Genomic DNA, 20,632 nt, shown 5'->3' with positions numbered 1-20,632 from the left:
CGAATGTATTATGACGCGTGTGTTGATCGTGGAAGACGAAATTATCATTGCCCGGTTCATAGAACAGCAGCTCAAGGCCCATTTCGATTGCGAAACGGCCATCGCCATTTCTTCCGCGGAAGCGCAGGAAGCAATGCCCAAACTATTGCCCCACCTGCTGCTCTGTGATATTAACCTGGAAGAAACTGTCAGCGGTATACAGCTGGTGCGGGCGCTTCAGCAACAGTATAGTTTTGAGGTGCTCTATATTTCGTCTTACAACGACAAAAAGATCATTGAAGAAGCCATACAGTCCGATGCCTCCAACTATATCATCAAACCCGTAGATGAAATGCAGCTATTTGCCGGGGTACGGCTCATTATGGAAAAACTGGCCAGGAAGAACAGCGGGGAAACACCGGCCGCGGCGCAGCTCAGTTCCGCCGAACAACGGATCGTGCAGCTGATCAGCCTGCGCAAGTCTACCAAGGAAATTGCGGAGATCATGTTCCTGAGTCCCTACACGGTGAAGAACCAACGGCACAAGATCTGCCGGAAGCTGGGCCTGAAAGATGAGAACAACGCCCTGCTGAAGTGGGCGCTGGAGAACGGGCAGAAGTTTGTATAAAACAAAAAAACGAGGACATATCAAAAGTAATTTGCCCACCGGGAACAATGCCCGGCATAAATCTCAAATTTTCTGAAGATATATCCTCGTTTCTTTTTGCCGCTACCTACAAGCCTACCTCAAGGCCAAAGCGCAGGGTGTTAGACAGCGGGTTGCGGCTCAGGTCGCTTCCTGCCGGAACAGCATAAGAAATGTTGATGCGGGCAACGCTATAGGCAAAGCCCGCGCCTAGCGTAAAATACCGCCTGTTGGCTTCCTTCCTGGCATCATAGAAATACCCCGCGCGCAGGAACACCATGTGCTGGTAATCATATTCCACACCCAAAGAAGCCGTGTAAGCCTTGTTGCCGGCAGACTTAAACCAGCCGCCTACCACGCTCTGGCTGCGGTATTTGGCAAGACTGGCGGAGTCTGCCGCGGGAGCGGCGGGCACCAGTAGCTTGTTAATGTCCAGCCCGAAGGTGAAAGCATGCTGCTCGCTGAGCACCGTGGTATAGCTGGCCCCTATGCCCAGGTTGGCGGGGATGTACTCTTTTTGCGATGCCTGGTCTGTATAGGCGATCTTGCCGCCGAGGTTGCTTAACGCCGCGCCAAAGTTCCAGCCTTCACCTTCTTCGTTTCTGCCGTTGTAGAAAAGAGAGAGGTCTCCCGCAACAGTAGAGCCGGCCTTGTAATTAACACCGGTACCATCCGCCCCGGAAGCGAGGTTGGAATAAATAAAACGGAAAGCAACGCCAATAGACAATTTACGGCCCAACTGGCGGGTGTAGCCCAGTTCGGCCGCCCACTCATTGGGATTGCTGTAGCCGAGCCGTTTGCCGTCAATATCCGTCAGCTCAATGCTGCCCAGGTCAAAATAACGGATGCCCGCCGTGATGGCCGCTGTGCTGTCCAGCTTGTAGTACCCCGATGCGCTCAGCAGGTACATACCGTCTACGCCGTAGCCTTTCATCCAGGGCGTGTACGTAACGGAAGCGCCTTTAGGATTGGTGAAGAACGCGGCTTTGGCCTGGTTATAGAAAAGCGCGTTGGCATCTGGCGATGTGGCAATGCCTGTTTCGCCCATTCCGCCGGCCCTTGCGTCTGGAGAAATGCGGAGGAAGGGTACGGCATTGGTCACGATGTCTATAGAACTGACGTTTTGCGTCATTCCTTTTAAAGGTGCTCCCAGCATCAGCGCTGCGAAGGCCAGTTTTTTAGAGAAAGCATATTTCATGTCAACTGGTTATGATCAATCAATGAGAAAATGATTCCCCGGCACCGTTGGCGGCACCGGGGAAAATGGCCTAGCGGATAATGCTGACCCGGGTTTTATAAGAATAATTTTTGGTGTTCACGATCAGCACATAGATGCCCGGTGCAAGCCCCGCGGCATTTACCGTGAGCATGTTGCCTTCAAACCCGAGCTGCTGCCGGAGCACGGTTTGTCCGGATACGCTGATCATTATGGCGGTGCCTGCTGACGGTACTACGCCATTGTAACGGATGTAGATCTTGCCCCTGGAAGGGTTGGGGAACACCGTTTCAACCACTGCGCTGAACGCTGCTTGAACGGTCAGGATGTTAGACTCCCTGTTGCCATTGCCGGCCAGATCGGGTACCGCGCCGGTGTTTACCCGCACGGTAACGTCATTTTCAGATACAGGTGTTACAGTGATCCGGTACTCCGCAGCACTGATCCTGGTAAAGCCGGATGCGGTGCCGTTAGACAGGGTGATGGCCGAAACATCAAACCCTTCCACCGCTTCGTTAAACACAATATCTACCTGGAACGGGCCTTTCACCACAGTAGCGGCAGACGAGATAACCGGTACGGGTAGCTGTGTGTCAACGGTAAACAACAGTGCTTCACCGGGCGCGCTCGTATTACCGGCCGCATCCGTTACGGTAGTGGTAATACTATTCTCACCATCGGCCAGCGCGGTGCCGGGCGTAAAGCTCCAGGTACCGTCTGCTGATACCTCGGCCGTTCCAACAGGTTCCCCGTTGTTATAAATAGTAACCGTGGTATGAGGTTCCGCTGTTCCGCTTAATGTGGGCGTGTTGTTCTTTGTTCTGCCGTTCTGTTCGCCGGCCAGTACTGGCAGGGGAGCGGTAACCGGCACTTCGGTGTCAACGGTGAAGCTGATCGCTTCGCTGGCGGCGCTGGTATTGCCCGCTGCATCGGTAGCGGTGGTGCTAATGGTATGCGGGCCGTCTGCCAGTGTAGCCGGAAGCGTATAGCTCCATTGGCCGTTGGCATCCGCGGTAGCGGTGCCTACTACAACGCCGTCTACATAAATATTTACGGTGCTGTTAGCCTCGGCGGTACCTGTAAAGGCAGGCTGGCCGCTGTTGCTGTGGCCATTATTGCTGCCAGACAGCGCAGGGGCGGAGGGCGCAACCGGTACTTCCGTATCTATCACAACGTTCAGCGCTTCACTGGCAGGACTGGTGTTGCCCGCGGCATCTGTTACGGTAGTGGTGATGGCGTGGTTGCCGTCTTCGAGGGCGGCCGGAATGGTATAGCTCCATTTACCGGTAACGTCTGCCGTTGCAGTGCCTACCGCTTCGCCATTTACATAGATGATGACGGTGCTGTTGGCTTCCGCCGTGCCGGTAAAAGCAGGCTGGTTGTTGCCGCTATGCCCGTTGCTATTGCCGGGCAGTACAGGCAGAGACGGGGCAGCCGGTATACCGGTGTCTATCACCACATCCAGTTTTTCACTGGTACTGCTGGCGTTGCCTGCGGCGTCTTCAGCGGTAATGGTAATGCTGTGCGCGCCATCGGGCAGGGCGGAGGGGAAAGTGTAGCTCCATTTGCCGGATGCGTCTGCGATGGCAGTACCCATCTCCACATCGTTCACATAAATATGAACGGTGCTGTTGGCTTCCGCGTTGCCGCCCAGGGCAGGCTGGTTGTTTTTCAGCGGACTGGTACCGGCCGCCAGCTCAACAGCGGGTTTAGCCGGCGCTTCGGTGTCTATTGTAATTGACAGTGTTTCACTGTCAACGCTGATGTTGCCGGCGGCATCCGTAGTGGTCACGTACATGGTGTACGGGCCATCTGTCAGGGGGGAGGGTATAGTGTATGTCCAGTTACCATCGGCGTCTGCGGTAGCTGTACCCGTTAATGTTCCGTTCACGTAAATGGTAACGGTGCTGTTAGGCTCCGCTGTGCCACCCAGGGACGGCTCGTTGTTTTTGATCGGGGTGCTGCCCTCCGTTAATCCCGCTACCGGCTGGGCAGGGGCTTGCGTATCGATAATGATGTTCAGGGTGGCAGGTCCCGCACTTACATTGCCCGCAGCGTCTGTAGCGGTAGCTGTAAACACATAAGGCCCATCTGCCAGTGCCGCAGGCAGCGCAAAGCTCCATTTGCCGTCAGCATCCGCGGTAGCGGTGCCTGTTTCCACGCCATCTGTATAAATAGTGACGGTGCTGTTGGCTTCCGCCGTACCGCTCAGGGAAGGCTGGCTATTGCTGACCGGGCTGCTGCCGCTGGCCAGCGCCATAACCGGTTTGGCCGGAAGCTCCGTATCAATGGAGAACAGCAGCGCATCGCTGGCATCACTTTCATTGCCTTCCGCATCTTTAGCCGTAGCCGTCAATTCATGCGGGCCGTCTGCCAGGTTATTGTCCGGCACAAAGGTCCAGTTGCCGTCAGCGTCTGCAGTGGTGGCGCCTACAGGCGCGCCGTCTTCATAAACGGTAACCGTGCTGTTAGGCTGCGCTGTGCCTTTGATGCCGGGCTTGCCTTCATTTAAAGGGCTGCTGCCGGATACCAGTACAGGCGTGGCCGGTTTGGGAGGTTTGGCGGTGATGGTGAGCAGCAGCGGTTCGCTGGCGCTGCTGGTAGTACCGGCGCCATCACTCGCTTTTACCGTGAGGGTATGTGTTCCAACTGCCAGTGAAGACGTTGGCGTAATAGTATAGTTACCGTCCGCATCTGTTGCGGCGGAGCCGATAACGGTTGACCCATTATATAGCGTTACCGTCAGGCCAGGTTCCGCGTTGCCAGTAATAACAGGCTGCTTGATGCTGGTGGGTGAGCCGCCTGCGGAAACCGGCGCCGGCAATTTCACCATTTGTACTTCAATGGTGGTGGAAGCGCCGGTACCGCAGCCATTGACGCCCTCTACGCTGATGTTGCCACCCGTGGCGGAGGGGCCGAAGTTCACCGTAATAGTATTGGTCTTGTACCCGGAAACGAAGGTGACGCCGGGAGGAAGCGTCCAGTTGTAGCTGCTGGCGCCTTCAATGACGGGTATGCTGTAGCTGGCATTGAGACCGGCAAACACGGTGTCACGGCCGGTGATCTCAGCCGCATCTTCAGGCGGGGCGGTGATGGCCGGGTTTAGGGTTATCGTGATGCTTCTTGTGGTACCACAGGTATTTACCCCTGACGCTGTATAAGTCATGGGCCCGGTGAGGGTGGCCTTTACAGAAGACCCCGTGGTGGTATTCAGGCCGGTAGCAGGCGCCCATGTCCAGGAAAACCCATCCCCGTTCACCACCTCAACGATCTGTTCCTGGCCGGCGCAAACATCTATGGAGGAGCCGGAAGAGTAGGAGGTGGTCTTTACATTGAACAGAGGATCAGTACGGTCCATGGCATCAGGCAGGTCAGACGCATTCAGTACGTAGGCGAATGCCAGTGCGGTAGACTCACCTGCGGCCAGGTTGCCTACTTTGAATGCGATAGACATAGCCCTGTCTCCCGTAACATTGCCCACTGTTGACAATGCCTGCCCGGTGCCTGCCCATATCTGGCTGCCGTTGGCATTGGGCCAGCCGGTGGGTACAGATACCTTTGCCCGGCAATCCCGGCTACCAAGGCCCAGGTAAGATGAAAACATCAAACCTTGGGCAGATATCAGGGCCGTACTGATGGCATTGGGGTTCTGCTGCTCAATCACGTTCTTCGTGTTGTAATCACCACCCTGTGCTACTTCGTTATCCGGGTCTACTTCCCGGGTATAATAGATATTGTTCAGCGTTGTAGTCCCTTTGTTGGTCAGGTAAACCCTTACCAGGATGAACCCTTTAGTTTTTTCTACAGAAAACTCCTGGCGTACCTCCAGGTTGTTGATGTTGCCCGTCCATTCTACCGTTTGGCTTACATCCGTAGTGCTGAAGCCTGTAACGGAACCGGGAATAGCGTTGTGCCCCCAGCCGGAGTTAAGGTGCAAAGTACCATCAACCTGTACCGAAAAGCCTTCGTAAGGCGAACCGGGCAGAAAGTAGTCGCCAATATAGGCCGGCGATCCAACCGTCCAGCCATCTTTCCCTACATCGGAAATGAAGCCTACCCGGCCTTCAAAGTCGGGCCTGGTAGAATAGAAAAAGTTTTCAGGGCTTTTGACCGTACTGCCAAAAGCACCGTTAGCCTGTATGCCGGCTTCTATGAAATCCGCTTTGAGAAAGCCGTTGCCGCTCACCACCTGCGCTTGCGCATTGGTTGACAGCAGGACATAGCATGCCCCTATGAAAAGATATTTGTATAATTTTTTCATGCAAATCGTTTTTTCTCCAGGAAGAGAAAGAATTAAAGAATGGTTGCCAGGCGCCCGTCTATTTTAATGGCGCAGGGAACGTAGCAGGTAACCGCCTTGTTTTGAACAAAAGAAGGGCCTTGTGTTTTGGTGTTCAGCAGCAGCCCCTTTAAGGCATCCGCATGCCGGGCGTTGTCTGTTTTTATGACTTCGATCTCCCTGATAACCCCCTTATTGTCTACCAGCAGCATATACTGCAGCAGGAACGTTCCGTTCACCTCTTTGGCGTATTGCTGCACTGCCTTGCCGGCCGCCCAGTTTTCCAGCTGGTTAAGCGGCGTATACTCTGCCTGGGGCAGATGGGCGTATTTTTTTGCCTGATCGCCGGAGAATTTGATGGAGAGAGAGGACCAGCGGTGTTTTGCGGCGGGTGCGGATTGTGCGTAAGAATAGCCGGTGCTCTGAATGACAAAAAATAGAAGTAAAAGCCATTTCACATGTCTAGGTCTGTTCATAAATTGGATTTAGGTATAATATGAATGTGTATGTGTATGCGGTCAGCAATTGAGCACGAATAAATAAAAGGCATAGGAGTGTGCTCACATACAGATTACCACAGGTATTTTAAGATAAAAGCAAAACGGTATCAGGATATAGTGATTTTAAAATCATACTGCAAAGGTGGGAGATATTATAGACCCGCGCAAGAACCCCGGGGTTCTATTATTTTCTGGGAAGGGATGTAGTAAATTTATAGTGCATTGAGAGGGAATGATCCATGAATGAACACTTATATAATGGTTGCCCCGTACAGGAACGGGATGTTAACATCAGGTAGATTTTTGGATTAAAACAACAAACAATTGCAAAGCTTGGTTCTTGATGCTGGCTGGCTATGTGTAATTTACTTTTTTTCTTTATCAGCAACTAAAATTATTTTCTTTCACAAAGTTGTTTGGATAGGTGCAGCCGGCAATCAAGGCATATATAAAAAAAGGATGCCTCAAAAAGAGACACCCTCATTGCTATATCTATGTTCCCTGTATTATTTTACTGTATCACCGCACTTGCATTGCCAAACCCGCCATTCACCACGCGGCCGCGCCCACGCCCAAAGGCGCCCGCATTCAGCAGCTTGTGATAGTAGATGTAAGATACCACCAGTATGGCCATGATCACCAGCGGGAAAATGGCAAAGCTGCCAAAACCATATACCACTGCATTGCTTGCGGAAGCACAGATAAGGCTGATGCCAAAACCGGCGTATGCCCATTCCTTCACGCGGGCAGGAACAAAAGGAAGTACCAGGATGATGGCGCCGATCACTTTAAACACGGTGAGCATTACCCTGAAATAGTCAGGATACCCCAACTTTCTGATAGATTCTACGGCTATCTCGGTATGAGAAGTGAGGCCGGGCATCACACCGTCCCACAGTACAATGATGATGGTGGCAATCCAGAAGATGATCTTATTCTTTTTCATGGTTCAAGATTTTAGGTTTGTTTGTTGAATACAAAACTATTTCTCTTCCATGAAAGAGGGAATGCGTGAATACGACAATTTGAGGGGGAATTGCGACAAGATGACCTGCAAAAAAGGGTGTATCATACTTTGATACGCGCTATCCTAAGATTTGAATTACAGCCTATTCGGGTTTTTCCACCGCCAGCCGTTGCTGGTTGGCTATCAGCGTTTTAGTTTCTCATACTGAAGGTCATGCAGGCGCACCTTGCCATCAATAGCCAGCGCCGCCGCAATAGCGGAAGACTGCCCTAAAACCATAAACATAGGCTCCATCCTGATAGCCCCGAAGGCTATATGGCTGGCGCTTAGGCATACGGGTACCAGCAGGTTGCCGCATTCCTCTTTTTTCAGGATTATTTAACACCGGGTTGGTACGCAGACAGGGATACGTTACGGGGGCTTTTCGCCGGTGGGGCCATTTTAGGCACATTTATTGAAACATACTGCGCAGACCAAATAGACCGGCATTATGAAGGCGAAATATGCTTATACGCGTGAATTGCAGGCATCAGGCACATCTTTTCAATTCTCTTTTGCGCTTAAAGACCAGCTGAATCTCCTGATCATAGCACACCTTTTGTTGTATGCCGCTTATCTGGCGCTTGGCTGGGCTGGTACGCTGGACGCGCCTTTAGGCGAAGGAAAGGTAGATGATCTTTTCCGGCATTTCCTGCCATTGTCGGCCCACGCGGATGATGTGGTGAGCAACTGGTCTGCCAGCCTGGTTACCTACCAGTTCATTCACTCCAATTTTGCGGAGCTGCTCATCAGCATGACCATGTTGTGGTTCTTTGGCCACATCCTGAAAAGCCGGGTGGGTGCGGTAAAAGTGGTGATGCTGTATTTCATCTTCGCTGTGATCTCGGCCCTCACCTTTAATATAGCGCATATCATTTTTCCCATATTTGCAGGCCCCGGAGAAATAATGGACGGTGCTTTCGGTGGCGTGCTGGGTGTTATGACCGTTGCCACTTCTTTATACGGGAAAACACGTTTCCGGTTGAGCAACCGTATACAGCCCACGCTTTGGCAGATCTATGCGGGTGTTGTGTTGCTGAGCCTTTTCCTCGTATGCAAGAATAATATTTCAGATGTTATGGTATATGCCGTGACCATTTACCTCGGCGCCAGATGGGCATCTGTGTTAAAGAGATCACAACCGGGCAATTCTTCCGCCATGGCGGAAGTTCATGACCGGTCAGGAGCTTAACGGTCTGTTTGTATGTATCTCCCGGCCAGTTGCGTAAAAAACTCGCCCACTTCGCTGTACATTTCTCTGGTCATCCTGTTGATCTCATGCGGGTATTTTACCTGTAAACTGTTTTTTTGCCCATACAGGCCATATACATCACTTACCTGCCCCACCACCTTTTGCAGGGCTTTTATGTCTGTATACCGGTCTGCGTCCGGGGCAATTAACAGCACCGGTTTGGGCGCCACGGCCGCCAGTATCTCCCCAAAGTCAACGGGCGCATTCCCGGGATTTTCCGCAAAAAAACCGAGCCTGGGAATGAAGCCGTGCAGGTGAGCATAAGTTCTCAGGCTTTCATACTGTTTATTGGAGGTACGCCATGGCGAAAAAGCGGCTACGGTTGCCACGCCTGCTACGCGTTGGTCTAGCGCGGCGGTTATTAATGACAGGCTTCCCCCGATGGTATTCCCTAACAGGTATATCCGGCTTTCATCCAGGTAATCCAGGTCTTCTACGGCATCCATGCAACTTTGCAGGTCCCTGACCATTTTCCCCATTTTTGACCAGTGCGGGTGCCGTTGATAGAATTGGGTGGCTTCTTCTATACGGGTGCCAAAGCCGAACAGGTCTATGGCCAGCACGGCAAACCCGCGGCTGACCAGTTCAGCGAACAGGTCAGCGGTGCCATTTCTGCCGTTTTTATCATACCCTTTGGAGAAACCGGTAGAGTAAGCATATTGATGAGAATAGATGATCACGGGGAACTTTGCCGGGTTACCTTTTTTATCCGCAGGGCAATATAATACACCATCTATATGTTCGCCGATGGATGAGTACGGGCTTAAATGGATCATTTTGGCTCCCTTCACCACGGGCCGGGGAACAATGTTCGTGATCCAGTCTGCTTTAGGGCTGTTCCAGGAACCTGCATCAACCGCTTTTACGCCGGGAGGCGCTTCTCCTAAAAGCCATGCCAGGTTGGTTGTGATCTGCTGCCTGTGCCGGTTAAAGGCGTTTGTATCTTTATAGCTGTCTCTTAAAACAACCGGTTTGATGTGTGCGGCTTCTGTACGGGCCGGCGCATTGTGTTGTTCCCAATCACGGTATTGGTAAGGGTAGAGCAGTACATTATTCCATTTTTGCGGCGCCTTCTTAAAATGTATGTTCAGGAAATCAATTGTTTTTTCAACATCCCTGGCGGCAACGGCATGCTCGCCCATACGGGTCAACACGCCTATTTTGTCCGATGCATTGAAAAAATCGTATACCTTTTTGACCGAATAATAATTCTGTTCATTGGCCCATGAATTGAGGCCCCGCTCCACGGTGGAATAGTGATACAGCAACGGTCTTGGCGCAATAACGGCGCCCAGCAGGTTCTGGTCAACCGGCAGCTTGTCTTCATGGCCAAAAAAGAACCGCAACCGCGGATGGAACCAATGGCCCTGCAATGCCCCTACATAGTCAATGGTCTCACTTGCGTACTGCGGGTCCCCGAAGCGCCAGGGGGCATCGCCGCCGGTACTTGAACTGCTGGAGATTACAGCGCCTATGCGCTCGTCAAACGCGGCTGCCCACAGCGATTGTTTCCCGTTCCTTGAATGCCCGGTGATGGCGATCTGGTCAGCCTTTACTTCTTTCCTGGTCAACAGGTAGTCAACCACCCTGGAGGCTCCCCAGGCACGGCGCATCAGGAGGGTGAAATCATAATCAGGATAGAGGAACTGATAAAGGTCTGTATCGTCTTTTATATCTGACGCCGCATACACACAACCGATGTAGCCTCTTTTTACTGCCAGCAAAGCCCATTCACGGTGCGTCCACTGCGTTAGATACACCGGGAACGGCCCTTTTCCCTCCGGTATCATCAGCTCAACGGTCATGATGCCTTTATAGGCAGGCCCGAAGCTGAGTTGCAACAGTTGTACCTTGGATCTGTACTCCGTCCGTTCGGACAAGATCTCAACCTTGATGTCTTTGGGTGGCGGCGGGGCATGCCCGGATATCCATTGCCTGTATTCTTTTTTGATCCATTCCCGTTTCTCCTGCCATTGCGCTTTAGTGGTGATGGGATGATCTTTACCATTGCGGGTAAGCACTAAAGGCTCGGGAAGCATGGGTACGGAAGGCATGGTCTCAAAGTCAGGCGGCAGCTCGCCGGTCCTTTTCAGCCAGTCCGCCCAGGTACTGTCCTGCACGGATATTCTCCGGGTATTGGGTTGAAAGCGTTGTTCGATATTGAATGTAAGCGCATCTTGCAGGTATTTTTTTTGCCTTTCCATTTTGGTTTGGGGGAAAGCGGCGTTACTGTAAAGCAACAAAAAGAATATACCTGCGGAAACATATCTGGTCATCCTACTAGTTTTTACTGTTGGTGCGGGCCAGCCGCGGGAGTGAGCGGTACCAGCCCAATGCCTTGTTCTTTAATTCCGTTGTTGCGGCGGCATGCTGTGTGGCTACATTGTGTTGCTCGCCGGGGTCTGTTGCCAGGTCATACAACTCCGCGCCGGAACCGTCCGCATGCACCAGCAGTTTCCATTTGCCTTCTCTTACCGCTACAGCCGGGCTGCGGTTTTTCCCGCGCGGGTAGCCGAAAGAGCTGTCATTACGCCCGTACTCCCAAAAGAGGGAACGTTCCCGGGCAGAGGGTTTTCCCAGCAGTACTTCAGCCCGTTCCATGCCATCAACGGCGGGTTGCTGCCCTGGTTGAACACCGGCCAGCTTGCAGAAGGTGGGCAGCATGTCTGTAGCGCTCAATACAGAAACGCTGTCTACCTGGCCGCCTTTTACTGTACCGGGGTACCGCACTATGAAGGGCATCCTGATACCGCCTTCGTACAAAGACAGCTTGGAGCCCCTGTACTGCCCGGAGCGGGTGTTGAACGTGGGCAGCGCGCCATTGTCTGACGTGAAAATTACAATGGTGTGCTGATCTATGCCCAGCTTTTTTAATCCTTCCAGTAACCTGCCTATCTGCACGTCATAGTTTTTCATGACCGCTTCAAACTGCTGCTGCCCCTGGGCGCCTTGGGGCGCCCGCAGCATATCGTCTTCATCCGCTATCCAGGGTGTATGCACATCGTCTGGCCAGAGGTTGACAAAACAGGGCTGGCCTTTGTGTTTGGCCAGGAAAGCCAGCGTTCTGTCTACAAAATAGCCGGTGCGGTCCCAGCGTTTGACGCTGTCTGTTTTTGACCATATCCAGTTCTCCGCGGTGATCAGCGGGTCGGGGTCGGGGCTTTCCCAGGTGCTGCTGTATTCATCAAAACCATAGGCGTGAATGGAGGGCGCGTTTGTTACGTCTCGGCCGCCGCCGAGGTGCCATTTCCCGAAATGGCCGGTGTGATAGCCGGCGTTTTTCAGCAGTCTTGCCACGGAAGGCGCGTCTGCAGTCAGGAAATCAGCCTGCCCGCAGGCCGCGTTGCCTTTTTTTGTTTGCAGGTAGCTGGTAATGTTCCACCGGGCGGGACAGGTGCCGGTGAGGAGGCCTGCGCGGGAGGGGGAGCAAATGGGAGAGGCGCTGTAATACTGCGTAAAACGGATGCCTTCGGCCGCCATCCTGTTGAGGTGCGGGGTGGGAACGAGGCTGCCGCCATAGCAGCCAATGTCTCCCACGCCCATATCGTCTGTCAACACCAGGATGATGTTTGGCTTTTGCTGCGCAAAGGCGGCAGATGCGGCCAGGCACAGGCATATAACGGCTGTGGATATACTTTTTTTCATAAACGTTGGTATGTTATGGTTTAGGCTGCACCTGGTTTTGCTCCGCCCATTGCTGCCAGCGTTGTTCCAGTTTTTTCACTACATCAGGGTGTTGCGCGGAGAGGTCTTTCAATTCGGTTTCATCTGCGCTGATATGGTACAGGCGCCAGGGTCCATCCCGGCGTGCCACCAGTTTCCACTTGCCGGTACGCGCGTATTTTGCGCCCATATGTTCATTGAAAAGGGCTGTATGCCCCTGCTGGCCGGCGCCCCTGAAAACCGGCGCCATGCTGAGGCCCTGCATGGGTTTAACGGTGTGGCCGTTGTAAGATGCGGGATAGGCGGCCTGCGCCAGTTCAACAAAGGTGGCCATAAAGTCCATCACATGGCTGAGCCGGCCGGATATATCTCCCTTTGCTTTGATCCCTTTGGGCCAGAAGGCGATCATGGGCGTGCGGATGCCGCCTTCATAAGAATCCGCCTTGGCATACCGGTAGGGCGTATTGGCTACGTTGGCCCACAGCGGGCCAATGGAAGCAAAGGTGGTTTGCGGGCCGGGCATCACGTTTTTGCCTGCCGGGTAAACGATCTTTTCGCCGCTCCGGGTACTGCCGGGGCGGTCAAAGCCGGGGCCGTAGCCGGCGGCATTCTCGGGGCTGGCGCCATTGTCGCTCAAAAAGATGATGAGCGTGTTATCCAGCACGCCCGCCTGGCGCAGGGCGTTTACCACGCGGCCAATTCCCCTGTCCATCCGGTCTACCATGGCGGCATGTACGGCCATGGCCCTGGCATCCCATTCCCGGTGGGGATTGTTGCGCCATTGCTGCGCACTGTCTTGCCGGGGAGAAAGCGGCGCGGTAGCCGGGTTGATCAAACCCAGCGTGGTCATTTTCCGGTACCGTGCTTCGCGGATGACATCCCAGCCCTGGCGGTACACGCTGTCGTATTGCTGAATGTCTTCCGGGAGGGCATGCAGCGGCCAGTGTGGCGCCGTTTCAGCTATGTAGAGGAAGAAGGGACTGTTGTTCCCCGCCAGTTCCCGGATGTAGCTGACGGCGGTATCATGTATGGCGTCTGTATGGTAATAACCGGTGGGCACGGTGGCAACCGGCTGCGTGCCGTTTACCAGGCTGAAGGGATCAAAGAAATCTACCACGCCCCATATGTTGCCGTAATACTTTTCAAAGCCGCGATGAGTGGGGTACTGGGCAAGCGGGGAAAACAGCGGGTGTTCCGTTTGGTGGTTGAGCCACTGCAACTGCGCTTCTTTACCGGGTTGTTCCAACGTGTTGGACACATGCCATTTGCCTACCATGGCCGTACGGTACCCGGCTGCTTTTAATACTTCCGCCAGCGTTACCGTGTTGGCGGACAAGGCGCCCCGGTAGCCCGGCAACTGCCGGTCTGCCGTCATCTGGCCAATGCCGGCCTGGTGGTTGTAAACGCCGGTGAGCAGCGCCGCCCGTGTAGGGCAGCAGCGGGAAGTATTGTAAAAGCGGCTGAAGCGCAGGCCGTTGGCCGCCAGCGAATCCAGGTGGGGTGTTTGTATTTCGCCGCCATAGCAGCCCAGGTCTGAGTACCCCAGGTCATCTGCCATGATCAGCACAATGTTGGGCCGCTGCTGCGCCGCGGCCGGAAGGCTTAGGCTGCCCAGCAGCAGCAGGTTCAGCAATTTGAGCTTCATTGTACAGGCGTTATTGTTCCATCACTAAAGATACGCGAACGCGTGTATTATTCTAGTCGTATTTATTCCAGCCGCATTCCTTCTTCCATATCTACTGTAGGCCTCAGCAATATCTTTTCGTCTCCTGTCAGGTTGCCGAACACTTCGGTACTGTCATGCGCGCGGAGCCCTTCTTTCACTGGTATAAAATGCGTTACGTGGTTATTGACGCCTATGAGATATTTTCCGGTGGTGCTGTTCACAATTGTACTGGCCGGCACCACAAATGCATTGGCATCCGCCTTCAGCGCCATTTGCACTTCGGCGAACATGCCGGGCTTCACCGTACCGTTGGCGGCATTCACGTCCATTTCGTACGCTTCAGACCGCATGCCGGTGCTGATGGCGCCTGCGTAGCGGGTTATACGGGTATGGTACAGCACGCCGGGCTTGCCGTTGATCTCGTAATGCACGGCGCCCTTTTCATCCACGTTCCCGGAGAGAGACTCGGGCACGTATACCACCAGCCGCAGGCGATTGGCCTGCTGCAGCACCAGCACCGGTTTGTCGCTTTTAGTGTCCGGGCCAACAAGGGCGCCGGAGTGAATGTTCCTTTCGGTAATGATGCCGTCAAACGGCGCGGTAACGGTGAGGTAGCCTTTGGCGGTCTCAAACGTGGCCACGTTGGCCTTTTCGGCTTCCAGCGTTGCTTCATCCGCTTTCATTTTGGATTTGGCGCTTTCCAGCTCAAAGGGAGAAATGGCGCCGGGCGTGGCGGCGGTTTTTTTGATCCTTTCATAGCGGTCCTTGCTGTTCAGGTAAATGGCCTGCGTTTGTGCCAGCCGCGCTTTGGCGGCTTGCAGGTTCTGTTCTACCTCGGGCGCTTCCAGCGTCATGAGCACCTGTCCTTTTTTTACGGGTGTACCCATGTCTACGGGTATTTCTTTCACAAAGCCGGTCACTTTCGGGTAAATGGCCACGGTCTCGAACGGCTTGAACTCGCCGGGCAGTTTTACCACGGAAGTGAGCGGGCGGCTGGTAACAGCGGTCAGTTCATATTGCCCTTGTTGATGTTTGCCGGCAGACAGGTCTACCGGTTTTTTTGTTTCTCCGCAGGCGCTGGTGAGCAATACCACGGCAATCAGTATGCTGGCAATTTTTTGCATGGCTGTAAATTTTTCTTTTTTTCTTCCCGGCCAGAGAGACGGGCTTTCGAACTTCGTTTTTCTTTGTATGGCCGCAAAAGCGAGCGGCAGTATGAACAAGGCGGCGAGGGTGGAGGCTATCAGCCCGCCTATCACGGCGCGGCCCAACGGCGCGCTTTGTTCGCCCGCTTCGCCCATGCCGGCGGCCATTGGCACCATACCGGCAATCATGGCCAGGCTGGTCATAAGGATGGGGCGGAGGCGTATAGCCGCCGCCGTAACAGCGGCCCTGCGCGCGTCTTTGTAACTCAGGCGCAGTTGCTCCGCGTTGGTCACTATCAGGATGGCATTGGCCACGGATACGCCAATAGACATAATGATGCCCATGTAAGATTGCAGGTTGAGCGTAGAGCCAAAGGCCAGCAGCATCAGCAGCGCGCCGAGTATAACGGCGGGCACGGTAATGAGCACGGTCAGGGAGAGGCGGGGAGACTGGTAGTTGGCCGCCAGCAGCAGGAATATTACCAGTACGGCAAACAGCAACCCGGTCTGCAGCCCTTCCATGGTTTCGTTAAAGAGGGCTGAAAGGCCCAGCAGCTCTGTTTTTACACCTTTGGGCGGCGTGCCCATGCCCTGCAGGATGCGCTGTACGTCTGCCGTGGCCGTGCCCAGGTCCGTCTGGTGAATATTGGCATTGATGGTGAGAAAGCGGCGGGGGCCTGTTCTGTCATATTGCCCGGGCGTTTCTTTGGTGGAGAAGGCGGCAACGTCTGAGAGTATGGGCCGGCCGCTGCCTTTGGTGAGCGGTATCTGCTTCAGCTCGTCAAGCGTGCTCATCACGTATTCCGGTACCTGTACCTGCACCTGGTAGGTGTAGGCCACTCTTTCGTCCAGCCACTGTATTTTTTGCGTAAAACGGCTGGAGGAGGTGCTGGCCGTTACGGACTTGGCTATTTCTTCTACCGTAACGCCCCATTGCGCGGCCTTTTGCCGGTCTATGGTGATGTCTATCACCGGGAACTTCAGCGGCTGCGCAATCTGCACGTCGCGCAGGTAGGGAATGGTTCTCATTTTACGTACAATGCTGTCTGCATACCCGGCCAGCTCGTTCATGTCTTTACCGGCTACCCGCACTTCTATAGGTGTGGCGGCGCCCTGGCTCATGATCTTTTCCGTCATGTCTATTGGCTCAAAGGAAACCCTCACGCCCGGGAGGCGGGTGGCTATGTTCCGGCGCAGCACGTCTTTCAGCTCGTCCATGTTCACCTTGTACTTTGGGTCCAGCTGCACCTGCATTACGGCCTCATGCGTGCCGGTGTTGAAAATGTACAGGTTGCTGGTGCCGTAGCTGCTGGGTATCAGTCCTACGTAGGCGGAGCTCATGCTTACGTGGTGTTCTACCGTGGTGTCTATGATGGCCAGCGTTCTTTTCAGCAGGGCTTCCGTGCGCTCCAGGCGGGTGCCGTCCGGCGCTTTCAGCCTGATCTGGAACTGCGAACCGTTCACGCGGGGCATCAGGTCTTTCCCGATGGTCATGTAACAGAAAGCGGAGAGGCCCAGCACAGCCGCCAGGTATAGCGATATCACAAGCGCCCGCCGCCGCATCAGCCCTTCCAGCACCTTCATGAACCGCAGCTTGGTCCTTTCAAACCCGTCGTTCTTTTCCGGCTCTTCCCGCTCATGTTGCAGGTGTTCGTTTACCTGCCTGATCTCGGCCTCGTTCATGGCCTCCCCGGCATGTGCGTGCAACTGCCCGTGCTTGTAACGGAATTTCTCTTCTTTCAACAGCCAGTTGGAAATTACGGGCACCAGGCTTTGCGCCAGTATGTAAGAGATGATCATGGCAAAACCGATGGCCAGTGACAGCGGCAGGAACATGGCGCGGGGAATGCCCGTCATGATGAACGCTGGGGCAAATACGGCCAGAATGCACAGCAGTATCAGCAGCAGGGGGAAGGCGATCTCCTTGCAGGCATCGTAAATGGCCTCTTCCTTGGGTTTGCCCATTTCCAGGTGCTGGTGAATGTTCTCGATAGTTACCGTGGCCTGGTCTACGAGGATGCCCACGGCCAGCGCCAGCCCGCTGAGGGTCATGATGTTGATGGTTTGCCCGAAGAGCTTCAGGCATAACACGGCGGTAAGGATGGACACGGGAATAGTGATGATCACCACCAGGCTGCTCCGCAGGTCCCGCAGAAAGAGGAGCACCACCAGGCCGGTGAGCAGCGCGCCCAGCGCGCCTTCGAAGATGAGGCTTTTCACGGAGTTGGCTACGAAAACGGACTGGTCAAACTCGTAACTCAGCCGCACATCGTCCGGCAGCAGGCTTTGCATTTCGGGGATGCGGGCCTTCAGGTCTTTCACCACCTGCCAGGTAGAGGCGTCCGCAGTTTTTACCACGGGGATGTATACGGAGCGTTTACCGTTTACCAGGGCGTAATCTACCGTCATGTCCATCCCGTCTGTTACCCTGGCTACGTCACTCACGTACACGGTGGCGCCAGGCTTGCTTTTCAGTGGAATGCGGCTGAACTCTTCCACGGTTTTCTGCAAGGTGTTGATGGTAGTGAGGTACATGGTGTTGTTCATGCGCAGGTTGCCGGAGGGAGACATCACGTTGGATTTGGCAATAGCGTTCACCACGTCATCCGGAGAAATGCCGAAGCTCCGCAGTTTGGCGGGGTCTACATTCACCAGCAGCGAGCGGGAGTTGGCGCCGAAGGGCGGCGGGGCGCTCAGCCCTTTTACGGTAGAGAACATGGGGCGCACCCGCGTGGCGGCCAGGTCATATATCTCCTTGAGAGACCTGCCGGGGGCGGAGAAAACCAGTTGCCCCACGGGCAGCGAAGAAGCGTCGAACCGCACCACCTGTGGCGGCAGCGCCCCGGGTGGAAAGAACTTCATGGCCCGGTTCACCTGCAGGGCTACCTGGGCGGAGGCTTCGGCCATGTCTGTGCCCTCGTAGAAACTGAGCTTGATCATGGTGAGGCCCTGTATGTTTTTGCTTTCAATGTTCCTGACGCCGTTTACGTACAGGAACTGGTCTTGCAACCGGGTGGAGAAAAAACCTTCCATTTGCTGGGCGGACATGCCGCCGTAAGATTCAATGATGTAAATGGTAGGAAGGTTCAGGCCGGGGAAAATGTCTACCGGTATCTTGGGTATCGAGATCACGGAAAATATCAGCATGCCCAGTACCAGTATGATAGTGGCGATGGGTTTCTTCAGCGCGCCTGTAACGATGTCCATATGTACGCTTTTAATGTTGAGTAATTAGTAGGGAAGCTGTTGGGTGAAGATGGAAAGGTCTCCGGCCGCGGCCGCTTCCATCAATACTGCTCTCCATACGTTGTTGTAGGCTGTCAGCTGGTCTGCCGCCGCCCTGTTGAGGGTGTACAGCGCCTGGTACAGTTCCGGCAGGGTAGAAAGGCCGGAGCGGTAGCGTGCCTGGGATTGCAGGTAGGCCTGCATGGCCGCGTTGTATTGCAGCGGCGCCTGCTTTACCTGCTCCAGCGCTGTTTCCAGCCGCAGGCGGGCGTTTTCCAGCTGGGCGGAGGCTTTCAGTGTGGCCTCGTTCAGCAGAAAGCGGGTGGCGGCCAGGCGTTTCAGCTCTCCTTCGTATTGCCGCTTTACCTGCGGAACAGACAGCATGTTCCACCGGAAGGCCACGCCAAACATGTAGTTGAGCGCGCGCGGGCGAATGCCGTCCCACAGGCCGCTGTTGAGGTGGTTGCTTACATTGTCTATACCGCTGCCGCGCGCCCAACCGGCGGAAAGCAGGCTCAGGGAAGGGTAGCGGTTCAGCCGGGTAGCGGTGGCCCGAGACGCCTGCTGCGTAACCAGGGAACGGTAATACCGGAGCAGGGGGGAGCGGAGCGTGTCTACTGACGCCGGGTGGCCGCCTACGTCAGGAATGGTGTTGCTGAGGTGTACGGTGTCTATTTCCCAGTGATGGTCCTGCACGCCCATCAGCTGCGCCAGGCGTACACGCTGGGAGCGCGCTTCCTGCATGGCCTGCAGCAGCGAGAGGCGGGCTTTGGCCACTTCCGCGTTGGCAAGAGACGAGTCCGCGCCCGGGCGCAGGCCGTTCATGGTATTGGCCAGGATGGCGGACCGGAAGGTTTCCGCCCTTTCCAGGTTCTGCTCCTGTGTGGTCACGAATTGCTGCATGGCTATCAGCAACAGGTAGGCGTCTGCTACTTTCACCTGCTGCTGGAACATTTCGTTCTCCAGCTCCGCGCGGCTCCGTTCCAGCGCGGTACCGGCCACTTGTACATTGGCTTTTATACGGCCAAAGGTGAATATTTTCCAGTCTACCAGCAGCGTGGCGTAGCTGGTCCACACACCCTGGTAAATGTTCTGGTCCCGAACGCCGCCGGTAACGGACAAGGTAGTGCCGCCGTTGGAGAACGTGGTGCCCTGCACGTTGTTGGTGCTGGAAAAAAGGTATTGGTCCTGCACGATCACCTGCGGCAGAAACTCCGTTCTGGCGGCAAGCAGGTCTTGCCCGGCGGCATCCTGCGCCGCGGCCCTTGCCTTGATAGAAGGGTAGTGTTGTAAGCTGATGGCCAGCGCCTCTTTCAGGTCGAGCAGGCTGGCCGTGTCTCTGGAAGTGGGGCCTATGGCGGATGCCGGCAGGGAAATGACCAACGTGGAAAAGAGCATCCATCCCCAGGTTCTTTTTTTCATAAGTACTAGCATATAGATAAAATCCCAATACCGCACGTGGTAACCATGCGGCGTTCAATTAACTGATCTTAAAAAAAAGGAAGCGCGCGTCTCTATCTGAGCAGGACGCAATGGTAGAGGAAGATCTTTTCAGGAATATAACGTGTAATAAAACGGTCTGCGGGAATTATGTTCTTTATAACGGAAGCCGTAAAGCTCCTGACCAGGCGGACAAGGGAGGGCAGCAACGGTATTTGCCGCATGCTGAAGGTGGCTGCGGCGGCTTCTTCCGCGGCCTGGTAAACGGTAACCGAGCTGTTCTCTTCTTTCCTTTTCCGCTGTTTGCTGAAGTTCTGCTGCCAGCCGTAATCTTCAGACAATAGCCTGTCAAGGCAGATGTTGTGTACCGCCAGCGTGAAAACAGACCCTAGTATCAGCGATTTGAAAAAAAGAGCAAACAATAAAATATAGCTTTGCCAACTCCGCCGGTAATTACGCATTCACATCAACCTTTATTTCAGTTTCAAGTAAAAACTTTTTCGGCAGGAATTTTTGTATTCTTGATCAGCGGCAGAATATATGGATGAGCAGCCCCGTCAAAGGTCTATAAGGACGCCGGATTTTTTATTCTTAATAAAAACTTAACTCGTAATA

13 protein-coding genes are annotated in these 20,632 nt (G+C 54.4%); 2 read left to right on the top strand and 11 right to left on the bottom strand.

The genetic code is table 11. The features are described 5' to 3' along the window. The first annotated feature begins 10 nt into the window (after positions 1–10). A complete protein-coding gene (locus tag D3A97_RS23795) occupies positions 11–607 on the top strand; it encodes a response regulator transcription factor (protein ID WP_119081079.1) in 597 nt (198 codons plus the stop codon). A 106-nt stretch (positions 608–713) separates the two neighbouring features. Here the strand turns inward: D3A97_RS23795 and porV are convergent, their stop codons facing one another. The 5 genes from porV to D3A97_RS23770 all read right to left on the bottom strand — a co-directional run bounded on the left by porV (position 714) and on the right by D3A97_RS23770 (position 7,959). Beyond that, positions 714–1,823 carry a type IX secretion system outer membrane channel protein PorV gene (porV, locus tag D3A97_RS23790; protein ID WP_119081078.1) on the bottom strand — a complete coding sequence of 370 codons (1,110 nt, stop codon included), beginning with the start codon at positions 1,821–1,823 and terminating at the stop codon, positions 714–716. 70 nt (positions 1,824–1,893) lie between these two features. Continuing rightward, a complete protein-coding gene (locus D3A97_RS23785; RefSeq protein WP_119081077.1) occupies positions 1,894–6,102 on the bottom strand; it encodes an Ig-like domain-containing protein in 4,209 nt (1,402 codons plus the stop codon). A 32-nt stretch (positions 6,103–6,134) separates the two neighbouring features. Next, entirely contained in the window at positions 6,135–6,596 is a 462-nt protein-coding gene (locus D3A97_RS23780; protein ID WP_157986731.1) for a hypothetical protein, read from the bottom strand. 535 nt (positions 6,597–7,131) lie between these two features. Then, positions 7,132–7,566 carry a DoxX family protein gene (locus tag D3A97_RS23775; RefSeq protein ID WP_119081075.1) on the bottom strand — a complete coding sequence of 145 codons (435 nt, stop codon included), beginning with the start codon at positions 7,564–7,566 and terminating at the stop codon, positions 7,132–7,134. Positions 7,567–7,770: 204 nt separating this feature from the next. Then, positions 7,771–7,959: an FAD-dependent oxidoreductase gene (locus tag D3A97_RS23770; RefSeq protein ID WP_262697068.1), complete on the bottom strand. Its 189-nt coding sequence runs from the start codon at positions 7,957–7,959 to the stop codon at positions 7,771–7,773. 118 nt (positions 7,960–8,077) lie between these two features. Between D3A97_RS23770 and D3A97_RS23765 the strand changes: the two genes are divergently transcribed. Further along, positions 8,078–8,818, top strand: a complete 741-nt coding sequence (locus D3A97_RS23765) for a rhomboid family intramembrane serine protease (RefSeq protein ID WP_119081073.1) — start codon at positions 8,078–8,080, stop codon at positions 8,816–8,818. Here D3A97_RS23765 and D3A97_RS23760 read toward each other — a convergent pair. The 6 genes from D3A97_RS23760 to D3A97_RS23735 form a co-directional block, all read right to left on the bottom strand. After that, positions 8,815–11,154 carry an alpha/beta fold hydrolase gene (locus D3A97_RS23760; RefSeq protein WP_119081072.1) on the bottom strand — a complete coding sequence of 780 codons (2,340 nt, stop codon included), beginning with the start codon at positions 11,152–11,154 and terminating at the stop codon, positions 8,815–8,817. The genes D3A97_RS23765 and D3A97_RS23760 overlap by 4 nt on opposite strands. A gap of 4 nt (positions 11,155–11,158) precedes the next feature. Continuing rightward, entirely contained in the window at positions 11,159–12,523 is a 1,365-nt protein-coding gene (locus tag D3A97_RS23755) for a sulfatase family protein (RefSeq protein WP_119081071.1), read from the bottom strand. A 13-nt stretch (positions 12,524–12,536) separates the two neighbouring features. Next, entirely contained in the window at positions 12,537–14,186 is a 1,650-nt protein-coding gene (locus tag D3A97_RS23750) for an arylsulfatase (RefSeq protein ID WP_119081070.1), read from the bottom strand. A 62-nt stretch (positions 14,187–14,248) separates the two neighbouring features. Beyond that, positions 14,249–18,559, bottom strand: coding sequence for an efflux RND transporter permease subunit (locus D3A97_RS23745; protein ID WP_119081069.1), 4,311 nt, complete (start codon positions 18,557–18,559; stop codon positions 14,249–14,251). A 24-nt stretch (positions 18,560–18,583) separates the two neighbouring features. Continuing rightward, positions 18,584–19,999, bottom strand: coding sequence for a TolC family protein (locus D3A97_RS23740; protein WP_198674159.1), 1,416 nt, complete (start codon positions 19,997–19,999; stop codon positions 18,584–18,586). 92 nt (positions 20,000–20,091) lie between these two features. After that, complete coding sequence (locus tag D3A97_RS23735) at positions 20,092–20,439, bottom strand: hypothetical protein (RefSeq protein WP_119081067.1); 348 nt, start codon at positions 20,437–20,439, stop codon at positions 20,092–20,094. Positions 20,440–20,632: the final 193 nt, after the last annotated feature.

Source organism: Chitinophaga alhagiae (assembly GCF_003568665.1).
Taxonomy (GTDB): domain Bacteria; phylum Bacteroidota; class Bacteroidia; order Chitinophagales; family Chitinophagaceae; genus Chitinophaga; species Chitinophaga alhagiae.
The sequence above is the reverse complement of the archived record's forward strand: the minus strand, read 5'-3'. Positions and strand labels throughout refer to the sequence as shown.